At 61.7% G+C, this 18,768-nt stretch carries 16 protein-coding genes; 8 read left to right on the forward strand and 8 right to left on the reverse strand.

Annotated elements, in window-relative coordinates; translation table 11 throughout:
• Nucleotides 1-87: 87 nt before the first annotated feature.
• Nucleotides 88-750, forward strand: a complete 663-nt coding sequence (locus AC2CGI_RS16965; protein WP_004937300.1) for a DedA family protein — start codon at nt 88-90, stop codon at nt 748-750.
• A gap of 10 nt (nt 751-760) precedes the next feature.
• Here AC2CGI_RS16965 and AC2CGI_RS16970 read toward each other — a convergent pair whose 3' ends face one another.
• Nucleotides 761-1,681 carry a LysR family transcriptional regulator gene (locus AC2CGI_RS16970; RefSeq protein WP_076740995.1) on the reverse strand — a complete coding sequence of 307 codons (921 nt, stop codon included), beginning with the start codon at nt 1,679-1,681 and terminating at the stop codon, nt 761-763.
• Between the two features lie 108 nt (nt 1,682-1,789).
• Between AC2CGI_RS16970 and AC2CGI_RS16975 the strand changes: the two genes are divergently transcribed.
• Nucleotides 1,790-2,818: a zinc-dependent alcohol dehydrogenase family protein gene (locus AC2CGI_RS16975; RefSeq protein WP_076740996.1), complete on the forward strand. Its 1,029-nt coding sequence runs from the start codon at nt 1,790-1,792 to the stop codon at nt 2,816-2,818.
• Nucleotides 2,819-2,825: 7 nt separating this feature from the next.
• On the opposite strand, the gene AC2CGI_RS16980 is transcribed toward AC2CGI_RS16975, so the two are convergent.
• The gene (locus tag AC2CGI_RS16980; RefSeq protein WP_370456137.1) at nt 2,826-3,713 is read right to left on the reverse strand and encodes an AraC family transcriptional regulator; all 888 of its coding nucleotides are present in this window, start codon (nt 3,711-3,713) and stop codon (nt 2,826-2,828) included.
• Between the two features lie 226 nt (nt 3,714-3,939).
• Here AC2CGI_RS16980 and yqhD point away from each other — a divergent pair, with 226 nt between their 5' ends.
• The 3 genes from yqhD to AC2CGI_RS16995 all read left to right on the forward strand — a co-directional run bounded on the left by yqhD (nt 3,940) and on the right by AC2CGI_RS16995 (nt 6,958).
• Nucleotides 3,940-5,103, forward strand: coding sequence for an alcohol dehydrogenase (gene yqhD / locus AC2CGI_RS16985; protein WP_015379073.1), 1,164 nt, complete (start codon nt 3,940-3,942; stop codon nt 5,101-5,103).
• Nucleotides 5,104-5,386: 283 nt separating this feature from the next.
• Nucleotides 5,387-6,211, forward strand: a complete 825-nt coding sequence (gene dkgA, locus AC2CGI_RS16990) for a 2,5-didehydrogluconate reductase DkgA (protein WP_004937289.1) — start codon at nt 5,387-5,389, stop codon at nt 6,209-6,211.
• Between the two features lie 141 nt (nt 6,212-6,352).
• Nucleotides 6,353-6,958 (forward strand): transglycosylase SLT domain-containing protein, encoded by a 606-nt coding sequence (locus AC2CGI_RS16995; protein WP_004937286.1) that lies wholly within the window; start codon nt 6,353-6,355, stop codon nt 6,956-6,958.
• A gap of 63 nt (nt 6,959-7,021) precedes the next feature.
• On the opposite strand, the gene AC2CGI_RS17000 is transcribed toward AC2CGI_RS16995, so the two are convergent.
• Both AC2CGI_RS17000 and AC2CGI_RS17005 read right to left on the reverse strand, forming a co-directional pair.
• Nucleotides 7,022-9,190 carry a YgiQ family radical SAM protein gene (locus AC2CGI_RS17000; RefSeq protein ID WP_004937285.1) on the reverse strand — a complete coding sequence of 723 codons (2,169 nt, stop codon included), beginning with the start codon at nt 9,188-9,190 and terminating at the stop codon, nt 7,022-7,024.
• 80 nt (nt 9,191-9,270) lie between these two features.
• Nucleotides 9,271-10,005, reverse strand: a complete 735-nt coding sequence (locus AC2CGI_RS17005; RefSeq protein ID WP_004937283.1) for a GntR family transcriptional regulator — start codon at nt 10,003-10,005, stop codon at nt 9,271-9,273.
• A gap of 657 nt (nt 10,006-10,662) precedes the next feature.
• On the opposite strand from AC2CGI_RS17005, the gene AC2CGI_RS17010 reads away from it, so the two are divergent.
• Together AC2CGI_RS17010 and AC2CGI_RS17015 are read left to right on the forward strand one after the other, a co-directional pair.
• On the forward strand, nt 10,663-12,060 hold the full coding sequence (locus tag AC2CGI_RS17010; RefSeq protein ID WP_004937281.1) for a purine-cytosine permease family protein: 1,398 nt from the start codon (nt 10,663-10,665) through the stop codon (nt 12,058-12,060).
• Nucleotides 12,057-12,989 carry a PfkB family carbohydrate kinase gene (locus AC2CGI_RS17015; protein ID WP_033632069.1) on the forward strand — a complete coding sequence of 311 codons (933 nt, stop codon included), beginning with the start codon at nt 12,057-12,059 and terminating at the stop codon, nt 12,987-12,989. Before AC2CGI_RS17010 ends, AC2CGI_RS17015 begins: the two co-directional genes overlap by 4 nt.
• A 34-nt stretch (nt 12,990-13,023) precedes the next feature.
• Here AC2CGI_RS17015 and AC2CGI_RS17020 read toward each other — a convergent pair whose 3' ends face one another.
• Both AC2CGI_RS17020 and xapA read right to left on the reverse strand, forming a co-directional pair.
• Nucleotides 13,024-14,274 (reverse strand): nucleoside permease, encoded by a 1,251-nt coding sequence (locus tag AC2CGI_RS17020; protein WP_015379077.1) that lies wholly within the window; start codon nt 14,272-14,274, stop codon nt 13,024-13,026.
• A gap of 81 nt (nt 14,275-14,355) precedes the next feature.
• A complete protein-coding gene (xapA, locus tag AC2CGI_RS17025) occupies nt 14,356-15,177 on the reverse strand; it encodes a xanthosine phosphorylase (protein ID WP_004937273.1) in 822 nt (273 codons plus the stop codon).
• A gap of 137 nt (nt 15,178-15,314) precedes the next feature.
• Between xapA and AC2CGI_RS17030 the strand changes: the two genes are divergently transcribed.
• The gene (locus tag AC2CGI_RS17030) at nt 15,315-16,226 is read left to right on the forward strand and encodes a LysR family transcriptional regulator (RefSeq protein WP_049278926.1); all 912 of its coding nucleotides are present in this window, start codon (nt 15,315-15,317) and stop codon (nt 16,224-16,226) included.
• Between the two features lie 17 nt (nt 16,227-16,243).
• Here the strand turns inward: AC2CGI_RS17030 and ftsP are convergent, their stop codons facing one another.
• Nucleotides 16,244-17,659: a cell division protein FtsP gene (ftsP, locus tag AC2CGI_RS17035; RefSeq protein WP_004937270.1), complete on the reverse strand. Its 1,416-nt coding sequence runs from the start codon at nt 17,657-17,659 to the stop codon at nt 16,244-16,246.
• A gap of 132 nt (nt 17,660-17,791) precedes the next feature.
• Complete coding sequence (locus AC2CGI_RS17040; protein WP_004937266.1) at nt 17,792-18,526, reverse strand: 1-acylglycerol-3-phosphate O-acyltransferase; 735 nt, start codon at nt 18,524-18,526, stop codon at nt 17,792-17,794.
• Nucleotides 18,527-18,768: the final 242 nt, after the last annotated feature.

Genomic DNA, 18,768 nt, shown 5'->3' on the forward strand with positions numbered 1-18,768 from the left:
CACTAACCGGGTAACTGTCAGATACGGTAACCGCCGCATCCTGGAGAATGTGACCCCGGGCGCAACCGGCATGCAACAGGACATAAAATGGATGTATTACGAGAGATTATTCATGCGCTTTGGCAGCAGGACTTTATCGCCCTCGCCGATCCAAGCGTAATTTGGGTGGTTTACGCCGTACTTTTCACCACTCTGTTTTTGGAAAACGGACTGCTGCCCGCCTCCTTCCTTCCCGGTGACAGCCTGCTGCTGCTGTCGGGCGCGCTGATCGCCAAAGGCGTGATGGGCTTTGCCCCCACCCTGCTGATTCTGACCGCCGCCGCCGGTCTCGGCTGCTGGCTGAGCTATATCCAGGGCCGCTGGCTGGGCCACACCGGCCTGGTGAAGAGCTGGCTGCTGCAACTGCCGGCACAGTACCACCAGCGCGCGCACAACCTGTTCAACCGCCACGGGCTGACGGCGCTGCTGATCGGCCGCTTCCTCGGTTTCGTGCGCACCCTGCTGCCGACCATGGCCGGCATTTCCGGGCTCAACAGCTCTCGTTTCCAGGTGTTCAACTGGCTGAGCGCGGCGATCTGGGTCTGCGCGCTGGTCGGCCTCGGCTACGCGTTCAGCCAAATCCCTCTGGTGAAACGCTACGAAAGCCAGGTGATGACCGGCCTGATGCTGCTGCCGCTGCTGCTGCTGTTTGTCGGCCTGCTGGGCGCCATGCTGGTGATCTGGCGTAAAAAACGCGCCGCCTCTTCCTGAATCGGGCGCGCTACAGCGCCTTCTCGACCAACGCCAGACTGGCAGGCAGTTTGCTCACCAGCGTATCCACCGCCAGCCGCACCTTCAGCGGCAGGTGAGGCGTGTGCGGCCACACCGCATGCGCTTCAAAGGCGGCGCCCGGCCGATCGCGCAGCAAGCGCACCAGTGCCCCGCTCAACAACTGCTCACGCACCAGCCAGCACGGCAGCCAGGCGATGCCGAAACCCGCCGTCGCCGCATCCGCAATCGCCTGCAGGTCGTCCATTTGCAGCCGGTTGTTCGGCATCACGTCCTGCGGCTTGCCGTCGCTATCCAATACCAGCCAGTTGCGCCGTGCGCCGGCGCGCATATAGGTCACCGCCTCATGCTGCGCCAGTTGCTCGATGCTGTGCGGTTCGCCGCACCGCTGCAGATAGGCCGGCGAGGCGCACAGCGTCATACGGTGATCGCCGATGCGGCGCGCCACCAAGCCGCTGCTGTTGGCCAGCGTACCGTTGCGGATCGCCATATCGAAGCCGTCCTCAATCAGATCCACCACCCGATCGCTGAACGACAGCTCCAACTCCAACCCAGGATGCTCGCGCGTCAGTTCGGTCAGCAGCGGCGCAATGCACATGCGGCCAAACAGCACCGGCATCGACACCCGCAGCCGACCGCTGACCTGCCGCTTGCCCGACTCCAGCAGCGTTTCCGCGCCACGGATCTCCTCCAGCGCCCGCAGGCAGCGCTCGTAGAACAGCGCACCGTCGTCGGTCAGGCTCTGGCTGCGCGTGGTGCGATGAAACAGCCGCACCCCCAGCCGCTGCTCCAACCGGGCGATAGTTTTGCCGACCGCCGAACGCGAAAGATGCAGCCGACTGGCCGCCACTGCAAAACTGCCCGCCTCCACGGCGGTAACGAATACCGAAATGCCGCTCAACCGATCGCTCATGATTTGTCGCTCTGAAAGAAACAATCTGCGGAAATCTTATCGCCACTGGCGAACCTTCATCAACGATATTATCGGCAGGTCTGTTAATCGCTGACTTTGGAGAACATCATGACCAATACAATGCAACACTGGACGATGAGCGCCCTGGGGCGTGAGCACCTGCAGCTGAGCGCAAGCGCCATCCCACAGCCGGGGCCGCACGAAATCAGAGTGAAAGTGAAGGCTATCTCACTCAATTACCGTGACAAACTGATGATAGAAAGCGGCATGGGGCTCACGCTGCCGCAGCCGTTCACGCCCGCCTCGGACATGGCCGGCGAGGTCGATGCCATCGGCCCCGGCGTCAGCCGCTTTCAGCCCGGCGCGCGCGTCATTTCCACCTTCAGCCCCGGTTGGCTCGACGGCGAGCAAAAACCCTACGGCGATGCGCGCCGGGTGCCTTACCACACCCTCGGCGGTTTTTATCAGGGCGTGCTGGCGGAATACGTGATTTTGCATGAAGACTGGCTGGTAGCGGCGCCGGCGTCGCTGGACGACGTCCAGGCCAGCACCCTGCCGTGCGCCGGGCTGACCGCCTGGTTCGCGCTGGTGGAACAAGGCAAACTGCATGCCGGCGATACGGTGCTGGTGCAAGGCACCGGCGGCGTGGCGCTGTTCGCGCTGCAGATCGCCAAAGCCCACGGCGCGGAGGTCTATGTCACCTCCGGCAGCGATGAAAAGCTGGCGCGAGCCCTGGCATTGGGCGCCAATCATGGCATCAACCGGCTGGACGGCGATTGGGTGGAGGCGATTTATGCGCTGACGCAGGATCGCGGCATCGACCATGTGATCGACACCGTCGGCGGCACCAACCTCGGCAACTCGGTGCGCGCCGTGGCGGTGGGAGGACGCATCTCGGTAATCGGCATCCTGGAAGGCAACGAGATTTCCGCTCCCGCCGGCCCACTGCTATTAAAATCCGCAGTGATTCAGGGCATCGGCGTCGGCCACCGCCGCGCGCTGGAAGACCTGGTGCGCGCCGTGGACGCCGTCAACCTGCAGCCGGTGATCGACCAGGTATACTGCTTCGATCAGCTGTCTCAGGCGTTGGATCACCTCGATCGCGGGCCATTCGGCAAGATCGTCTTAACCCCATAAACGCGGCTCAGCCCTCCAGCAGCAGCGGGTTGGCCTCGCGCAGCCGGGCGACTTCATCGCTCGGCGTCATGCCGAACAGCCGTTTGAACTCGCGGCTGAACTGCGACGCGCTTTCGTAGCCGACGCGGATCGCCGCCGTGCTGGCCTTCAGACCGTCATGCACCATCAACAGGCGCGCCTTATGCAGCCGGTACGACTTCACGTACTGCAGCGGCGAAGTGTTGGTCACCGCCTTGAAGTTGTGATGGAACGCCGAGACGCTCATGTTGACCTCGCTGGCCAACTGCTCGACGTTGATGCTGTCGGCATACTGATGTTCGATACGCCGCAGTGCCTTGGCGATCTGGCTGAAGTGGGTATGCCGATTGACCAACTCCTGCAGCGACGCGCCGCAGGCGCCGCGCAGCACATAATAGAGAATCTCCCGTACGATCTGCGGCCCAAGCACCCGGGCGTCGAGCGGATTGGCCATCACGTCCAGCAGACGCTCGGTGGCGCACAGCAACTCTTCCGTCATTTCCGCCAGGTTCACCCCGTTGCTCTCCGCCCGCGGTTGCATCAGGTAGTCGTCATCGCCGATGTCGATCAGCAAGTCCTGCAGCATTTGGGTATCGATATTGACCGCCAACCCAACCAGCGGCAGTTCCGGGCTGGCGAAGGTTTCGCATTCAAACGGCAGCGGCACCGTCATCAGCAGGTAGTTGCGCGGATCGTATTGGAACTTCTTATTGCCGCAATAACCGACCTTGTGCCCCTGAAAAACGATGACGATCCCCGGTTCATACATCACCGGCTGACGCGGGCTGTGGCGATCGACATACAAAATCTTCACCCGCGGCACCGGCGACGGCGTGTAGCCGTTGCCGCTGGCGATAGCCATCGACTGGCGCGCCATGCGGCTGCGCAGCGCATCGATTTCAATCACGGAAACACCCTCTTACAGTCAGAACGATTCGGCATAAATCATAATTTAAAACTCGCCATTTCTACAGTGACTTGTAGGAATAGGCAAGAACCAAACAGGAATGTGCATTGTGCGTTGCCGCCCGGTTCCTGACAATACGGGCCAGACACCTTTGCGCCGCTTTGGCGCCCGCCTGACAGAAAGAGAGAAATCAACCATGCACAACTTCATTTTGCATACCCCAACCAAAATCCTGTTCGGCAAGGAGCAAATTGCCGAAGTGGCCAGCCAAATCCCGGCGGACGCGCGCATCCTGATCACCTACGGTGGCGGCAGCGTGAAGAAAAACGGCGTGCTGGATCAGGTGCATAGCGCGCTGGCCGGCCGCGACGTGCGGGAGTTCTCCGGCATCGAGCCGAACCCGACCTACGAAACGCTGATGAAAGCGGTCGAGGTGGTGAAAGCGGAAAACATCGATTTCCTGCTGGCGGTCGGCGGCGGTTCGGTGGTTGACGGCACCAAGTTCATCGCCGCCGCCGCCCGTTATACCGCCAGCAGCGACGCCTGGCACATTCTGCAGACCGTCGGCAGCCACATCGCCGACGCGGTGCCGATGGGCTGCGTGCTGACGCTGCCGGCCACCGGCTCCGAGTCCAACAGCGGCGCGGTGATCACCCGCAAAAGCAGCGGCGACAAGCAGCACTTCTTCTCACCGCTGGTGCAGCCGCGCTTCGCCGTGCTGGATCCGGTGGTAACCTACTCGCTGCCGCCGCGCCAGATCGCCAACGGCGTGGTCGACGCCTTCGTGCACACCCTGGAGCAGTATCTGACCTATCCGGTCGACGCCAAGGTGCAGGATCGCTTCGCCGAAGGCCTGCTGTTGACCCTGCTGGAAGACGGCCCGCGCGCGCTGGCCGAGCCGGAGAACTATGCGGTGCGCGCCAACGTGATGTGGAGCGCCACCATGGCGCTGAACGGCCTGATCGGCGCCGGCGTGCCGCAGGACTGGGCGACCCACATGCTGGGCCATGAGCTGACCGCCATGCACGATCTCGACCACGCGCAAACGCTGGCCATCGTGCTGCCGGCGCTGCTGCACGAGAAGAAAGCGCAGAAGCGCGAAAAACTGCTGCAGTATGCTGACCGCGTCTGGGGCCTGCGCGAAGGCAGCGAAGACAGCCGCATCGACGGCGCCATCGCCGCCACCCGCGCCTTCTTCGAGCAGATGGGCGTGCCGACCCGCATGGCGGATTATCAGCTCGACGGCAGCAGCATTCCGGCGCTGCTCGACAAGCTCCATCAGCACGGCATGACCGCCCTGGGGGAGCATCAGGACATCACCCTGGACGTCAGCCGCCGCATTTATGAAGCGGCGCGTTAATCGCAAAACGGCGATTTTTTGCTAGGCTTTAGTCTCCGCCAGCCATTTTCGCCGCATCCTGCGCCCGGCCGATCACCGGGCGCAGTCGGGCGCTTCAGCGCCGCCGATCGTTTCGCACCACTCGTCTTACCGCTCATTCGCAGGGAGAGCGGGAAAAAATAGCCCTCCCGCCACCGCTGAAATTAGGCTGGCAAACCCGGCAACCGCCCATTTTGCCAACTAGAATTTATCTATAGCCGTTTCGGCGCCGCAGGCGCCGCAATCCGTACACAAGGAGATGCGCATGACAACGCAACAACCCATCATCAAACTCCACGATGGTAATCTGATGCCGCAGTTGGGTCTCGGCGTTTGGCAGGCGAGTATTGAAGAGACCACCCGCGCGGTGAGCAAAGCGCTGGAGATCGGTTACCGCTCCATCGACACCGCCGCGATCTACAAGAACGAGGAAGGCGTCGGCGCCGCGCTGCAGTCCAGCTCGCTGCCGCGCAGCGACCTGTTCATCACCACCAAGCTGTGGAACGACGATCAGGGCGATCCGCTGGCGGCGCTGGAAACCAGCCTGGAAAAACTCAAGCTGGACTATGTGGATCTGTATCTGATCCACTGGCCGCGCCCGCAGCAGGATCAATACGTCTCCGCCTGGCGCGAGCTGATCAAACTGCGCGAGCAAGGCCTGGTGAAAAGCATCGGCGTATGCAACTTCCATACGCCGCACCTGCAGCGCCTGCTGGATGAAACCAACGTAGCGCCGGTGGTCAATCAGATCGAACTGCACCCGCTGCTGCAACAGCGCCAGCTGCGCGCCTGGAACGCTACCCATCACATCGCCACCGAATCCTGGAGCCCGCTGGCGCAAGGCGGTGAAGGGGTGTTCGACCAGCCGCTGATCAAGGCGCTGGCCGAGAAATACGAGAAAACCCCGGCGCAGATTGTGGTGCGCTGGCACTTGGACAGCGGTCTTATCGTCATCCCGAAATCAGTCACGCCGTCGCGTATCCGCGAAAACTTCGAGGTATTTGATTTCAAACTCGATAAGGACGAGCTGGGCGAGATCGCCAAGCTGGACGTCGGCAACCGCCTGGGGCCTGATCCGGATACCCTGTAACCCCCTCAAGCCCTCTCCGGCCGGAGGGGGCTTTTCCTTCCCGCACATTGCTCCCTTGCGCCGCCTGACGTTATGATGACGACGCCGGAGGCTCCAGCCGCCGGTTCACGCCGTTAAAAAAACAGACAAGCACGGAGCACCATGAAATTTTCTTTCTCACACGGGTCACGGCTGGGCATGCTTTGCATCATGCTGGTGCTGGCGGGTTGCGCCGGCAAGAAACAGCGCGTCAGCTACGATCGCCACGCCTTCGACAGCGCCATTAAAGACGCCGCCAGCGAATACGGCGTGGACGCCAAGCTGATCACCGCCATGATCCAGGTGGAGTCCGGCTTCAACCCTTCCGCAGTGAGCAGATCCAATGCGATCGGCCTGATGCAGCTGAAAGCCGATACCGCCGGCTGCGATGCCTATCGCTACAAAGGCAAACGCGGCTGCCCGGACGACGATGACCTGCGGGATCCCGACACCAATATCGATCTCGGCGCCGCCTATCTGGCCACCTTGCAAAAACAACAGCTTAAAGGGATCGCCAATCCCGTCACGCTGCGCTACGCCACCATCATCGCCTACGTCAACGGCACCGGCGCGCTGCTGCGCACCTTCTCCAGCAACCGTCAGCAGGCCATCGCGATGATCAACAACCTGTCGCCGGAGGCCTTTAACTGGCACGTGCGCAAATACCATCCCGCGCCGCAGGCGCCGCGCCATTTGATGAAAGTGGAAGCCGCCTACGAGCAGCTGTGACGCTCAAAAGTAAAAAGGAGAACCCGGGGGTTCTCCTTTTTGTTTACGCACGCGGTGCGGCCGTTACGGCTTGGCTTTGCGAATCGGTTTGCGCGGCGGCCGGTTGGATGGCGTGCGCTGCCGATTGATATCGGTATGTTTGGTCAGCGCCGGCCGGGTATGGCGCTGCAGCCGTTTCGCTTCGCGCTGCTCGTCGATGCTCGGAGCCGGCACCAGACAATCGCGGCGGCTGCCGATCAGGTGCTTCAGGCCCATCTCTTCCAGCGCGGCGCGGATCAGCGCCCAGTTGGCCGGATCGTGGTAACGCAGCAGCGCCTTATGCAGGCGGCGCTGGCGATCGCCGCGCGGCACCACCACATCTTCGCTCTTGTACCCCACCTTGCTCAGCGGGTTTTTGCCGCTGTAATACATGGTGGTGGAGTTGGCCATCGGCGAAGGATAGAAGTTCTGCACCTGATCGAGGCGGAAACGGTTCTTCTTCAGCCACAGCGCCAGGTTCACCATGTCTTCATCACGGGTGCCCGGGTGCGACGAGATAAAGTATGGGATCAGGTACTGCTCTTTGCCCGCCAGCTTCGAATAGTGATCAAACAGCTGCTTGAAGCGATCGTAACTGCCCATGCCCGGTTTCATCATCTTCGACAACGGGCCTTCTTCGGTGTGCTCCGGCGCGATCTTCAGGTAGCCGCCAACGTGGTGGGTCGCCAGTTCCTTGATATAGCGCGGATCTTCCACCGCCAGATCGTAACGTACCCCGGAAGCGATCAGGATCTTCTTGATGCCCTCCAGAGAACGCGCGCGGCGGTACAGCTTGATGGTCGGCTCGTGGTTGGTATCCATATAGGTGCAGATCTCCGGATACACGCACGAGGCGCGGCGGCAGGTCTGCTCAGCGCGCGGGTTGGTGCAACGCAGCATATACATGTTGGCGGTCGGGCCGCCCAGATCGGAGATCACGCCGGTAAAGCCCGGCACCTTGTCACGGATCTCTTCGATTTCGCGAACGATCGAATCCTCCGAACGGCTCTGGATGATGCGCCCTTCATGCTCGGTGATCGAACAGAACGAACAGCCGCCGTAGCAGCCGCGCATGATGTTCACCGAGAAACGGATCATGTCATAGGCCGGAATGCGATCCTGGCCGTAGGACGGGTGCGGTACGCGTTGATAAGGCAGGGCGAAGACGCTGTCCATCTCCGGCGTGGTCAGCGGGATCGCCGGCGGGTTGATCCACACATAACGGTCACCGTGTTTCTGCATCAGCGCGCGGGCGCAGCCTGGGTTGGTTTCATGGTGCAAAATGCGCGAGGTGTGCGCATACAGCACCTTGTCGCCCTTCACTTTCTCGAAGGACGGCAGCAGCACGTAGGTCTTCTCCCACGGCTTCGGTTTGGCGGCGCGCACCGTGACAGGCTTGGCTTCCGGCTCTTTCGGCTTGGCGCCGTCGGCGCACGGCAGATCCTCGCCGTACGGGTTCGGGATAGGTTCGATGCGGCCCGGCTTGTCGAGGCGGGTGGAATCCACGCCGCTCCAGCCCGGTAGCGCTTCTTTGCGCATCACCGCAGTATTGCGGATATCGTGGATATCGCCGATCTTCTCACCGGCGGCCAGACGGTGCGCCACTTCCACCAGCGGACGCTCGCCGTTGCCGTAGATCAGCATGTCGGCTTTGGAGTCCACCAGCACCGAGCGGCGCACGGTATCAGACCAGTAATCGTAGTGGGCGATGCGACGCAGACTGGCTTCAATGCCGCCCAGCACGATCGGCACGTCTTTATAGGCTTCTTTGCAGCGCTGGCTGTAGACCAGGGTAGCGCGATCCGGGCGCTTGCCGCCGACGTTGCCGGCGGTATAGGCATCGTCGTGGCGCAGTTTGCGATCGGCGGTGTAGCGGTTGATCATCGAGTCCATGTTGCCGGCGGTGATGCCGAAGAACAGGTTCGGTTTCCCCAACCGCATGAAATCTTCTTTATTGCTCCAGTCCGGCTGCGCGATGATGCCGACGCGAAAGCCTTGCGCTTCCAGCATGCGGCCGATGATCGCCATGCCGAAGCTTGGGTGATCGACGTAGGCGTCGCCGCTGATGATGATCACGTCGCAGCTGTCCCAGCCCAGTTGATCCATCTCTGCCCGCGACATCGGTAAAAACGGCGCGGTGCCAAAACATTCGGCCCAATAAGGCTTATAGGAAAACAGTTCACGATCGGGTTGGATCAGGCTGGTGGTGCTCATTCTGCTGCTCTTTTTACAGGTTAATTAATCGCCGGGCGGCGATTATACGCACTAGTGGCAAAAAGAGCATGGTTATTTCGCTAACCGTTCACTTCGAATTCATAAACGTCGCTGCGGCACAAGATATCGCTGAACTCCAGCGCCTCACCCTGAGCGTTGCGGCTGGTTTGGATGATGTGCAACAACGGCGCGCCGCACGGCACGTTGAGCAGTTCGGCGACCTCGTCGCTGCAGGACACTGCCTTCAACAGAAAGTGTTTATCCTCCGGCACGATGCCGCGCGATTGCCATAACGCATACAGCGAGTGTTCCAGCTGCGCCGGTTCGGGCAAGAAGCGCGGTGGTATATAGGTGGTTTCCAGCGAGACCGGGCTGCCGTTCAGCAAGCGTAACCGCCGCAGTTTGATAACTTCATCCCCCTCCGCCAGCCCCAACGCCGCCGCGGCCTTGGCCGGCGCGCCGACTCGGGTGCGCAGCAGCCATCGATTGCTGACGCGGCTGCCATGACGCAGCGCCTGAGCGGTAAACCCGCTGTCCTTATCGAGGGAATAGCCGATGCGCATCGCCACGCGGGTGCCAACGCCCTGCTGCCGCGAAATCAGCCCCTTCTCCTCCAGCAGCTTCATCGCCTTGCTGACGGTGACACGCGACAGCGCCAAACCTTCCGCCATCTGCCGTTCCGGCGGCAGAAATGCCTCCGCCGCCAACACCTGCTGCCTGATCGCGGTTTCTATCGCCGTCGCCAGCTGAATATAACGCGGCGCTACCGCCCCCTGGGCCAGATGGCCACGCAGCCAGGCCATAAAATCCGTCATTCGCCCGCCCTCTTACCTATGCCATTTGTCTGGATTTCGTTTTTATCCTATCGCCGATCCAGCGATAAGCCCCTCACCTTAACTAAAATATCGCTAATGTTTTCAGAGTGGCATCACAATTTTTGCCTAATGGACTTTCATTGAATCTAGATCGCGCGTAATCTGTGCTTATTGATGTTGATACATCAATCGCACCAACACCAGGGACCCACTTTAAAAACAATAAAAAACCCGCTGCCAGCCCTAAAGGATACCCTTGATGGTCGGTAGCGGGCCTATACTGTCAGCACAAACGGCCGAGAATAAGCAACGTAGCTAATGGATAGCTTGCTCACTGCTCATCGCCGCATCACAGGATCCCCGCGCGGTGGGCGAACCGGATCGATGTCGGCAAATAGAAAGGTTCCCGCTTCGCCAAACCCCGCTGCAGACCCACTCTTTGACTACACTCATTGGCGCCGTGCGGCCGACGTGCCTCACCCGATAAGGCGGATACCGCCCTCATTTTGACAGACCCGGCGGCATCAGCCGCTACACACTGCGCGGAATCGGCGTCCTCACCGACAACGGGATAGCCGGCCTCAACCGCGCCAACGGAATCGATTTTCAGTCAACTGCGGCGGCCCTCGCGGCCCTGCGCAACAGGGATCATTTGCTATGACCGATATCAATCGCAATGAAGCATGGAAGGTAGAAAGCACCGGTATCGACCGGGTGCCGGACGCGGAACAGACCGGTAAGCCCATCGAGCTGTTTTGGATCTGGTCTGCGGCCAATATCGGTATTCTCGGCGTGGTGTACGGCGCCATCATCGTCGGCTTCGGCTTATCCTTTCTGCAATCGGTACTCGCCGCGCTGGTCGGCGTCGCCAGCTTCGTGCTGGTCGGCCTCACCAGCTTCGCCGGCAAGCGTGGGCGCACCTCTACGCTGACGCTCTCGCGGGTGATTTTCGGGCTGAAGGGCAACGTGGCGCCCACCCTGTTCAGTTGGATCAACCTAATGGGCTGGGAAGCGGTCAACGTGATCACCGGCACCCTGACGCTGGCGGCGCTGTTCGAGGCCTTCGGACTGGGAACCAGCCACCTGCTGACCGCGCTCAGCCTGCTGCTGTTCGGCGGGCTCACTGTCGTCGTCAGCCTGCTGGGGCAAAATACCGTGGTCTGGATGCAAAGCTGGTTCAGCCGCATCTTCGGCACCATGACGCTGATCGTGGTGCTCTATATCCTGTTCAATACCGAGTGGAGCCAGGTGCTGGCGCTGCCATCCGGCAGCTGGCTGACCGGTTTCCTGCCGGCGGTATCGGTGATCGCCGCCGGCACCGGCATCAGCTGGGCAATCGCCGGCGCCGATTACAGCCGCTATCAAAGCCCGAGCTCGTCGAGCAAAGGCATTTTCGCCGCGGTGATGGGCGGTGCCTGTTTGCCGCTAATGCTGCTGATGCTGGCCGGTATTCTGCTTTCCGTGCAGCTCCCCGATCTGGCCAGCGCCGCCAACCCCATCGCGCTGATAGGCTCCGTGCTGCCCGCCTGGATGGCCATCCCTTATCTGCTGGCCGCCACCGCCGGCATCGTCACCATCGCGGTGCTCAGCCTGTATTCCGCCAGCCTTAACCTGCTGACCATCGGCGTGCAGGTCAAACAGTGGCTGGCGGTATCGATCGACGCCGTAGTGGTGCTGGGCATCGCCCTGTATGTCCTGTTCATCTCCGGGGATTTCATGGGGCCGTTCATCTCCTTCCTGGTGTTCTGCGGGGTGTTCCTGGCGGCCTGGGAGGCGATTTTCCTGCTCGATTACCTGTGCCTGCGCCGCCGCCACGGGTATGATGGCAACGCTTTGTACGGCCTGCATGGCCAGAACCGCGGCGTGCGCAAAGCCCCGCTGTTCTGCTGGTTCCTCGGCGCCCTGTGCGGCCTGCTGGTCACCAAAACCGGTTTTATCGACGGCCCGCTGGCCAAAGGCTTGTTCGCCGACTCCAGCCTGGGGCTGTTTGTGTCGTTTGCGGTTAGTCTGATCGCTTACGGTCTGTACCTGACCCAACGCAGAGAACATCAATGAATGAGTGGGAAGCTGTAACACCTGTCCTGGTGATGGGGGGCGCGGTCGGCGATCTGGTGATGACGCTGCCCCGCCTGCCGACCAGCGGCGAAGATATCGAAGCCCAGCCGCAGGCGCGGCAAATCGGCGGCTGCGCGTTCAACGTAGCGCGCGCGCTGACGCGCCTTGAAGTGCCGGTGATCAACGGTATGCCGGTCGGCAACGGCGAATGGGGCGCGGCGATCGAAGCCGCCATGGGCGAACTGGGGCTGGAGGTGCTGTTGCGCCACGGCCAGATGGACAACGGCTGGTGCCTGGCGCTGGTGGAACCGGACGGCGAACGCACCTTTATCACGGTTTCCGGTTGCGAAAGCCAATGGAATAAAGCGCAGCTGGCGACCCTGCCGCTGACGGAACACACGCTGATCTACGCCAGCGGCTACGAGCTGGCGGGCGAAAACGGCGAAGCGCTGCGCGAGTGGCTGACGCGCATGCCGTTCGACCAACCGCGCCTGATCGATCCCGGCCCGCGCATCGCCCAGCTCAGCGAAGATTTCTTCGCCATGCTCAGCGACAGCCACACCCTGCTGACGCTTAACCGCGACGAAGTGGCCACGCTGTGCGGCGCCGGCGACGCCGTGGAGGCCGCACAGCGCTATGCCGCCGCGCGTAATCTGACGCTGATTTGCCGCCTGGATCGCGACGGCGCATGGATCTGCGACGGCCGTACGCCGCCGCTGCACGTTCCGGCCTATCCGGTAGAGGTCGTTGACACCATCGGCGCGGGCGATGCCCACTGCGCCGGTTTGCTGGCGGGCCTGTCCGCCGGCTGGCCGCTGCCGCAGGCGGTCGATCTGGCCAACCGGGTCGCCGCTTGCGTGGTGGCCAGCCTCGGGGCCGCCAATCCGCCGGACCAGCAGCAGCTGCAGCAGCGCTTCCCGCAGGCCTGACGTTTCAGGGCGCAGCAAAGCCGCGCCCTCTGCCTCACTGCGCCGCCGCCGCGTTCTCCTGCGGCAGGTGGCGATAGTTGAAGCTCAACGCGAACACAATCCCCAGCACCAGCGTATACAGCGCAAACACCAGCCAGATGCTCTGCCAGTCTTTCACGCCGTCATGGCTGAAGAAGTCCACCACCTCACCGCTGGCGAGCGCCCCCAGATAGGCGCCCAAACCGTTTACCATGGTCATGAACAGCCCCTGCGCGCTGGCGCGGATGCGGTGATCGGCCTCCTTCTCGACGAAGATGGCGCCGGAGATATTAAAGAAGTCGAACGCACAGCCGTAGACAATCATCGACAGCAACAGCAGCACGAAACCAAAGCCGACCGGCGTGCCGTACGCCAGGAATAGAAAGCGCAGCGTCCAGGCCGCCATGCTGATCAGCATCACCTGCTTGATGCCGTAACGGCGCAGGAAGAAGGGTATGGTGAGGATAAAGAACACTTCAGAGATCTGCGAGAGCGACAGCAGCACCGCCGGATACCGGACGCTGAGGCTGTCCTGATACAGCGGATTGAGCGACAGATCGTGCAGGAACGGGTTGCCGAAGGTATTGGTTATCTGCAGCGCAGCGCCAAGCAACATGGCGAACAGGAAAAACAGCGCCATGCGCCGCTGGCGGAACAACACCAGCGCATCCAGCCCCAACACGCTCACCCAGCTCTTCGACTCGGCCGCGCGGTTGGTCGGGCAGCGCGGCAGCGTCAGCGAGTAGGCGGACAGCAGCAGCGAGGCCGCAGATGCCAGATACAACTGCAGGTTGCTGAGCTCGATGCGGCTGAAACCGACCAACCACATCGCCAGAATGAACCCCACGGTGCCGTACACCCGCACCGGCGGAAAGTCCCTCACCGTGTCAAAGCCGTGTTTCTCCAGGCAAAAATAGGAAATGGCGTTGGAGAGCGCGATGGTCGGCATATAGACCATGGCATTGAACAGCATCACCCAGAACATCAGCATCGGTTGCTCGACCTGCGCTGCGCAGTACAGCGCCAGCGCCCCGAGCAGGTGGCAAAGCGCATACAGGTAGTTGGCCTTCATCCAACGGTCGGCGATGATGCCCGCCAGGCCCGGCATGATCAGCGCCGCAATGCCTTTGGCGCTGTAAACCATCCCCACCTGCATGCCGCTGAAATGCAGCGTGTTGATCATGTAGGAGCCCAGCGTCACCAGCCAGGCGCCCCAGATAAAGAACTGCAGGAAAATCATTACCTTCAATCGTGTTTTTATCGCCATCGCCATCACCTTGTTATTATGCTTTCAACGATGATTGATGCGGCGGGCCCCCTGCAGCCCGCCGCCGGTTTGCTTGCGGTGTTACAGCGTTTTGAACAGCTCGCGGATCAGGCGCATGAAATCGTCCGCCGCCAGCGCCGCGCAGCTGAGCGTTTGTTCGTGAGAAAGAGGCGTATCCGACAGCCCTTCGGCGTAGTTGGTCATCGCGGACACCACCAGCACCTTGAGGCCACAGTGGCGCGCCGTCAGGACCTCCGGCACGATCGACATCCCCACTACGTCGCAGCCCAGGGTCTGCATCATGCGGATCTCCGCCGGCGTTTCGAAGTTCGGCCCGGTGTAGGCGGCGAATACCCCTTCCGCCAGCGGGATGCCCGCGCTTTCGGCCACCGCCGCCAGCCGGGCGCGCAGATCGCGATCGTAGGCGTTCGCCAGGCTGAAGAAGCGCGGCCCGAAGCGATCGTCGTTGGCGCCGACCAGCGGTGATTCCGGCATGAAATTGATGTGATCGGTAATGGCCACCAGGCTGCCCGGCGCCACCGAACGGCGCAGCGAACCGGCGGCATTGGTCGCCAGCAGGAATTCGCAACCCAGCAGTTTGAAGGTGCGCACCGCGGTGGTCATCACCTGCATGCCACGCCCTTCATAGAAATGACCGCGCCCTTTCATGCACAATACCGGCACGCCCTCCAGCTTGCCGGCGACCAGTTGCCCGGCGTGTCCGGCGACGCCGCTCACCGGGAAGCCCGGCAGCTCCGCGTAATCGAGGGTGACGGTTTCGGTCATCACCTCCGCCAGAGCGCCGAGCCCGGAGCCGAGAATCAAGGCCGCTTTCGGCTGGAAACCCGGCAGGCGTGCGCGGACGACATCGGCGCAGGTAAAAGCATCTTCTTGATTAAACATCGTATTCTCTCTTTCAGCGGGGGATAATAAGCCCCATAGTAGAGAGCGAGGCGCGGCCGAGACCAATACATTCTTGGCGGCCGATTTATTCCATTTACCTATAAGTTGAGCTGCGTCACAAGGAGGCGATACCCCGGATGAACCCGCCCCAAGCCCTGCCCGATCCCGGCCGGATTAACTTCCGCCTGCTGCACTATTTCCGCGTGGTGGCTGAAGAGATGAACTTCACCCAGGCAGCGCGGCGGCTGAATATGTCACAGCCGCCGCTCAGCAAGCACATCAAGGAGCTAGAGAGCCAGCTTGGCGTCGTGCTGTTCAAACGCACCACCCGCTCCATGACGCTGACGCCGGCCGGCCGCACGCTGCTGCGCAACGTCGAGCGGCTGCTGGATCAGGCCGACAGCGCGTTGCATCAGGTGCAACAGATGGGGCGTGGCGAAGGCGGCCACATGGTGGTCGGCATGGTCGGCACTTCGGCCTGGGGCGGCCTGATCGCGGCGCTGCGGCGGTTCAGCGAGCGGAGCGCCGGCGTCACCTGGTCGTTGAACGAGCTGACGCCCAGCCAGCAAATCGCCGCGCTGCAAAAGCGGCATATCGACATCGGGGTCTGGCGAGAGGCGCAGCAGCAGACGCTGCCGGGGTTAACCTGCCAACGGTTGGCAAGCGAGAGCATCGCCGTGGTGTTGCCGCTCGATCATCCGCTGGCGCAGCAGGAAAATATCCCGCTGGCGGCGCTGCAGAACGACAGCTTCATCGTGCTGCCGCCGCATGAGGCCAGCCTGGGGCTGTATCTGCACAATCTGTGTCTGCAGCAGGGATTTCTGCCGGACGTCGCTTATCAGGTCAATGAACCGCAAACTCTGCTGGCGCTGGTGGCGGAAGGCTGCGGCATCACGCTGCTGCCGGACAGCTACGGCCGCATCCCGTGGCCCGGCGTACGCTTTTGCTCGCTGCAACAGGCGCCGCCGGCGGATTTATACGCGGTGTATCGCGCCGACAGCGTCACGCCGGTGGTGCAGGCCTTCCTGGAAATGCTGCGGGCGCCGTAAGCGGCCCACAGCGCAGATTACATCGTCGGCTGCACCATCAGCTGGCCGGCGGTGCCGCGATCGGCCATCTCCAGCGTCTGGCTGTAATACAGGAACGGGAAGTGTTCGGAGGTAGGTTGGTTGAAATACACCAGCAGCTCGACGTCGCCATCAACCCAGACGGTGTCCTTCCAGCCGCGATCTTCCGCCATCGGCTGCGCGCCGTTGACGCGTTTGATCAGGAACTGCACGCCCTGAATATGGAACGCCTGCGGCGTATCCGCGTGAATGTTCCAGCGTTCCCAGGTGCCTTGCTGCGCCTGTACGTCGATGCGGTTCATGTCCCAAATCGCGCCGTTGATGCCGACGCCGCCGTCGCCCAGGCGGAAGTCGCGGGTGCGGCTGGCGCTGCCGTCCAACAGCTGATCCGCCAGCAGGCGCATCGGCAGGTTGTCGGTCACCAGCGGCAGCAGGCCGGTCGGGCGCAGCGTCAGCACCTGGGTGGACACCAGAATGCTCGACGGCTCGAACAGGCCGCGCAGGCGATCCATGATGCCCGCCGCTTCACCGGCGGTGATGGTCACCTCTTCGCCCTTCGACATGTCGATCAGCACTTCCCGGCGTTCGCCAGGCGCCAACGACAGCTGCTGCACCGCGACCGGCGCAGGCAGGAAGCCCTGATCGCTGGCAATCACGTTGAACGGCCGCCCGTCGCTGAGCTGCAGGGTATAGCGGCGCGCGTTGGAGGCGTTAAGCAGGCGCAGACGCACCCAGCCGCGCGACACGTCGACATACGGGTTTTGCACGCCGTTGACCAACAGCGTATCGCCGACGAAACCGCCCTGCGACGGTGCATCGTATTGCGGTGTGCCGAAGTTATCGAAGCGTTTGTCCTGAATGATCAGCGGGAAATCGTCGACGCCGTAGTGGTTGGGCAGCGGCAGCGCTTTGCTGACGGCATCTTCCACCAGCCACAGCCCGGCCAGCCCGTTGTAAACGTGCGGCGCCATACGGTTCGGCGTGTTGGCGTGGTACCAGCAGGTGGCCGCCGCCTGACGAATGGGCAGCACCGGCGACCAGTCGACGTTAGGCGACATCATGCGCGGCGCGCCGCCCATCAGCGTGCCTGGCACCTGCAGACCGCTGACGGTCATCGCTACCGGCTCCTGCAGGCGGTTGCTGTAGATCAGTTTGACGTCGTCACCGCTGTAAACCCGCACCGTCGGCCCCAGGTACATGCCGTTGATGCCCCACACCGCCGCTTTACGGTTATCCATAAACGCCCAATGGGCGCGCTGCAAGGTCAGGAACAGCGGCTGACCGCGGCGAGACTCCAGCAGCGGGGGAATGGGTAACGGGGTCTGCGTTCCGCTCGCCTCAGCCCTCAGCGGCACGGCGCCCGCGCACAGCGCCAGGCCCGATGCCTGTAAAAACTGACGTCGACTGAGTGACATATTTTCTCCATGAAAAGCAATAACTAAACCGTGTGCAAAACCCAAACGCCCGCCAATCAAGATTAGCAGGCGTTCAGGCGTTAACGGCGCTGAACGCCAATTAAAATCCTATTCTTTGAAGCCGGTAGACTCTTATTTTTTGGCGGCGTTGCGCTGGGCGACTTCGGCGTCCAATTCGGCGATTTTCGCCTCCATCAGCTCGCGGCAATGGGCCGCCAGCTCGCGCACGTTTTCTTTGCCGTATTTGCTGGTATCCACCGGCGCCAACATCTCGACGATCACATGACCGTTATTCCAGCGATTAAGATTTATATTACCGCTGGTGGTCGATACGCAGATCGGCACAATCGGCACGCCGGCGGCAATGGCCGCGTGGAAGGCGCCGGTTTTAAACGGCATCAGCCCACGACCGCGGCTGCGGGTCCCTTCCGGGAACATCCAGATCGAAATGTCTTTCTTTTTGAACTGCTCCGCCACCTGGGCGATGGTGCCGTGCGCCTTGGCGCGATTATCACGATCTATCAGCAGATTACCGGTCAGCCAATACAGCGGGCCGAAAAACGGGATCCACACCAGACTTTTTTTACCGACGGTCACGGTGCGCGGCTGCACGATATTGGAGGCCGTCACCATGTCGTAGTTATTTTGGTGGTTGGCGATATAGATGCAGTTGCCATTGTTGGCCGCATCGGCCGGCACGCGGGTTTCAACCTTGATGCCGAACAGCGTCGACAGGCGGCCGAAAAGATGGCCGAAGGTCGCCACATGGCGAGGGTTGCGCGGGCTGAACAAGCAATAAACAGAACCGAAAATACACACCAGAATACAGAAAAGAGTGGCGAGAACGGCACGCAAAATCAATAACATAACAACCTCATTAGCACACTGCCAACGCAGTTTACTTCGCTGCGCAGATTCCTTTACTCATTATTTGCCGGCCAGGCGGTAAGCACGCCGATGTCGCCTGCATTTCTCGCTATTTTCCTGCCAGGCGGCAGTACGCACAATAATTTTATGCGCAGAAATGTTAACTATTTGGAAAATAAACGCCAGCAAAAATAAATAAGGCGGCCACAGCTCGCTGCGACCGCCCGTTAACGCCGGCGCCA

It is taken from the genome of Serratia sp. LSHTC3 (assembly GCF_057197125.1).

Bases quoted from the DNA above. Each gene is read 5' to 3' on its own strand.
- AC2CGI_RS16965 (WP_004937300.1), top strand. From the start codon at position 88: ATGGATGTATTACGAGAGATTATTCATGCGCTTTGGCAGCAGGACTTT.
- AC2CGI_RS16980 (WP_370456137.1), bottom strand. From the start codon at position 3,713: ATGGCGCGCCAGTCGATGGCTATCGCCAGCGGCAACGGCTACACGCCG.
- dkgA (WP_004937289.1), top strand. From the start codon at position 5,387: ATGACAACGCAACAACCCATCATCAAACTCCACGATGGTAATCTGATG.
- xapA (WP_004937273.1), bottom strand. From the start codon at position 15,177: ATGTTTAATCAAGAAGATGCTTTTACCTGCGCCGATGTCGTCCGCGCA.
- AC2CGI_RS17015 (WP_033632069.1), top strand. From the start codon at position 12,057: ATGAATGAGTGGGAAGCTGTAACACCTGTCCTGGTGATGGGGGGCGCG.
- AC2CGI_RS17030 (WP_049278926.1), top strand. From the start codon at position 15,315: ATGAACCCGCCCCAAGCCCTGCCCGATCCCGGCCGGATTAACTTCCGC.
- AC2CGI_RS17000 (WP_004937285.1), bottom strand. From the start codon at position 9,190: ATGAGCACCACCAGCCTGATCCAACCCGATCGTGAACTGTTTTCCTAT.
- AC2CGI_RS16995 (WP_004937286.1), top strand. From the start codon at position 6,353: ATGAAATTTTCTTTCTCACACGGGTCACGGCTGGGCATGCTTTGCATC.
- ftsP (WP_004937270.1), bottom strand. From the start codon at position 17,659: ATGTCACTCAGTCGACGTCAGTTTTTACAGGCATCGGGCCTGGCGCTG.
- AC2CGI_RS17040 (WP_004937266.1), bottom strand. From the start codon at position 18,526: ATGTTATTGATTTTGCGTGCCGTTCTCGCCACTCTTTTCTGTATTCTG.
- AC2CGI_RS16975 (WP_076740996.1), top strand. From the start codon at position 1,790: ATGACCAATACAATGCAACACTGGACGATGAGCGCCCTGGGGCGTGAG.
- AC2CGI_RS17005 (WP_004937283.1), bottom strand. From the start codon at position 10,005: ATGACGGATTTTATGGCCTGGCTGCGTGGCCATCTGGCCCAGGGGGCG.
- AC2CGI_RS16970 (WP_076740995.1), bottom strand. From the start codon at position 1,681: ATGAGCGATCGGTTGAGCGGCATTTCGGTATTCGTTACCGCCGTGGAG.
- AC2CGI_RS17010 (WP_004937281.1), top strand. From the start codon at position 10,663: ATGACCGATATCAATCGCAATGAAGCATGGAAGGTAGAAAGCACCGGT.
- yqhD (WP_015379073.1), top strand. From the start codon at position 3,940: ATGCACAACTTCATTTTGCATACCCCAACCAAAATCCTGTTCGGCAAG.
- AC2CGI_RS17020 (WP_015379077.1), bottom strand. From the start codon at position 14,274: ATGGCGATAAAAACACGATTGAAGGTAATGATTTTCCTGCAGTTCTTT.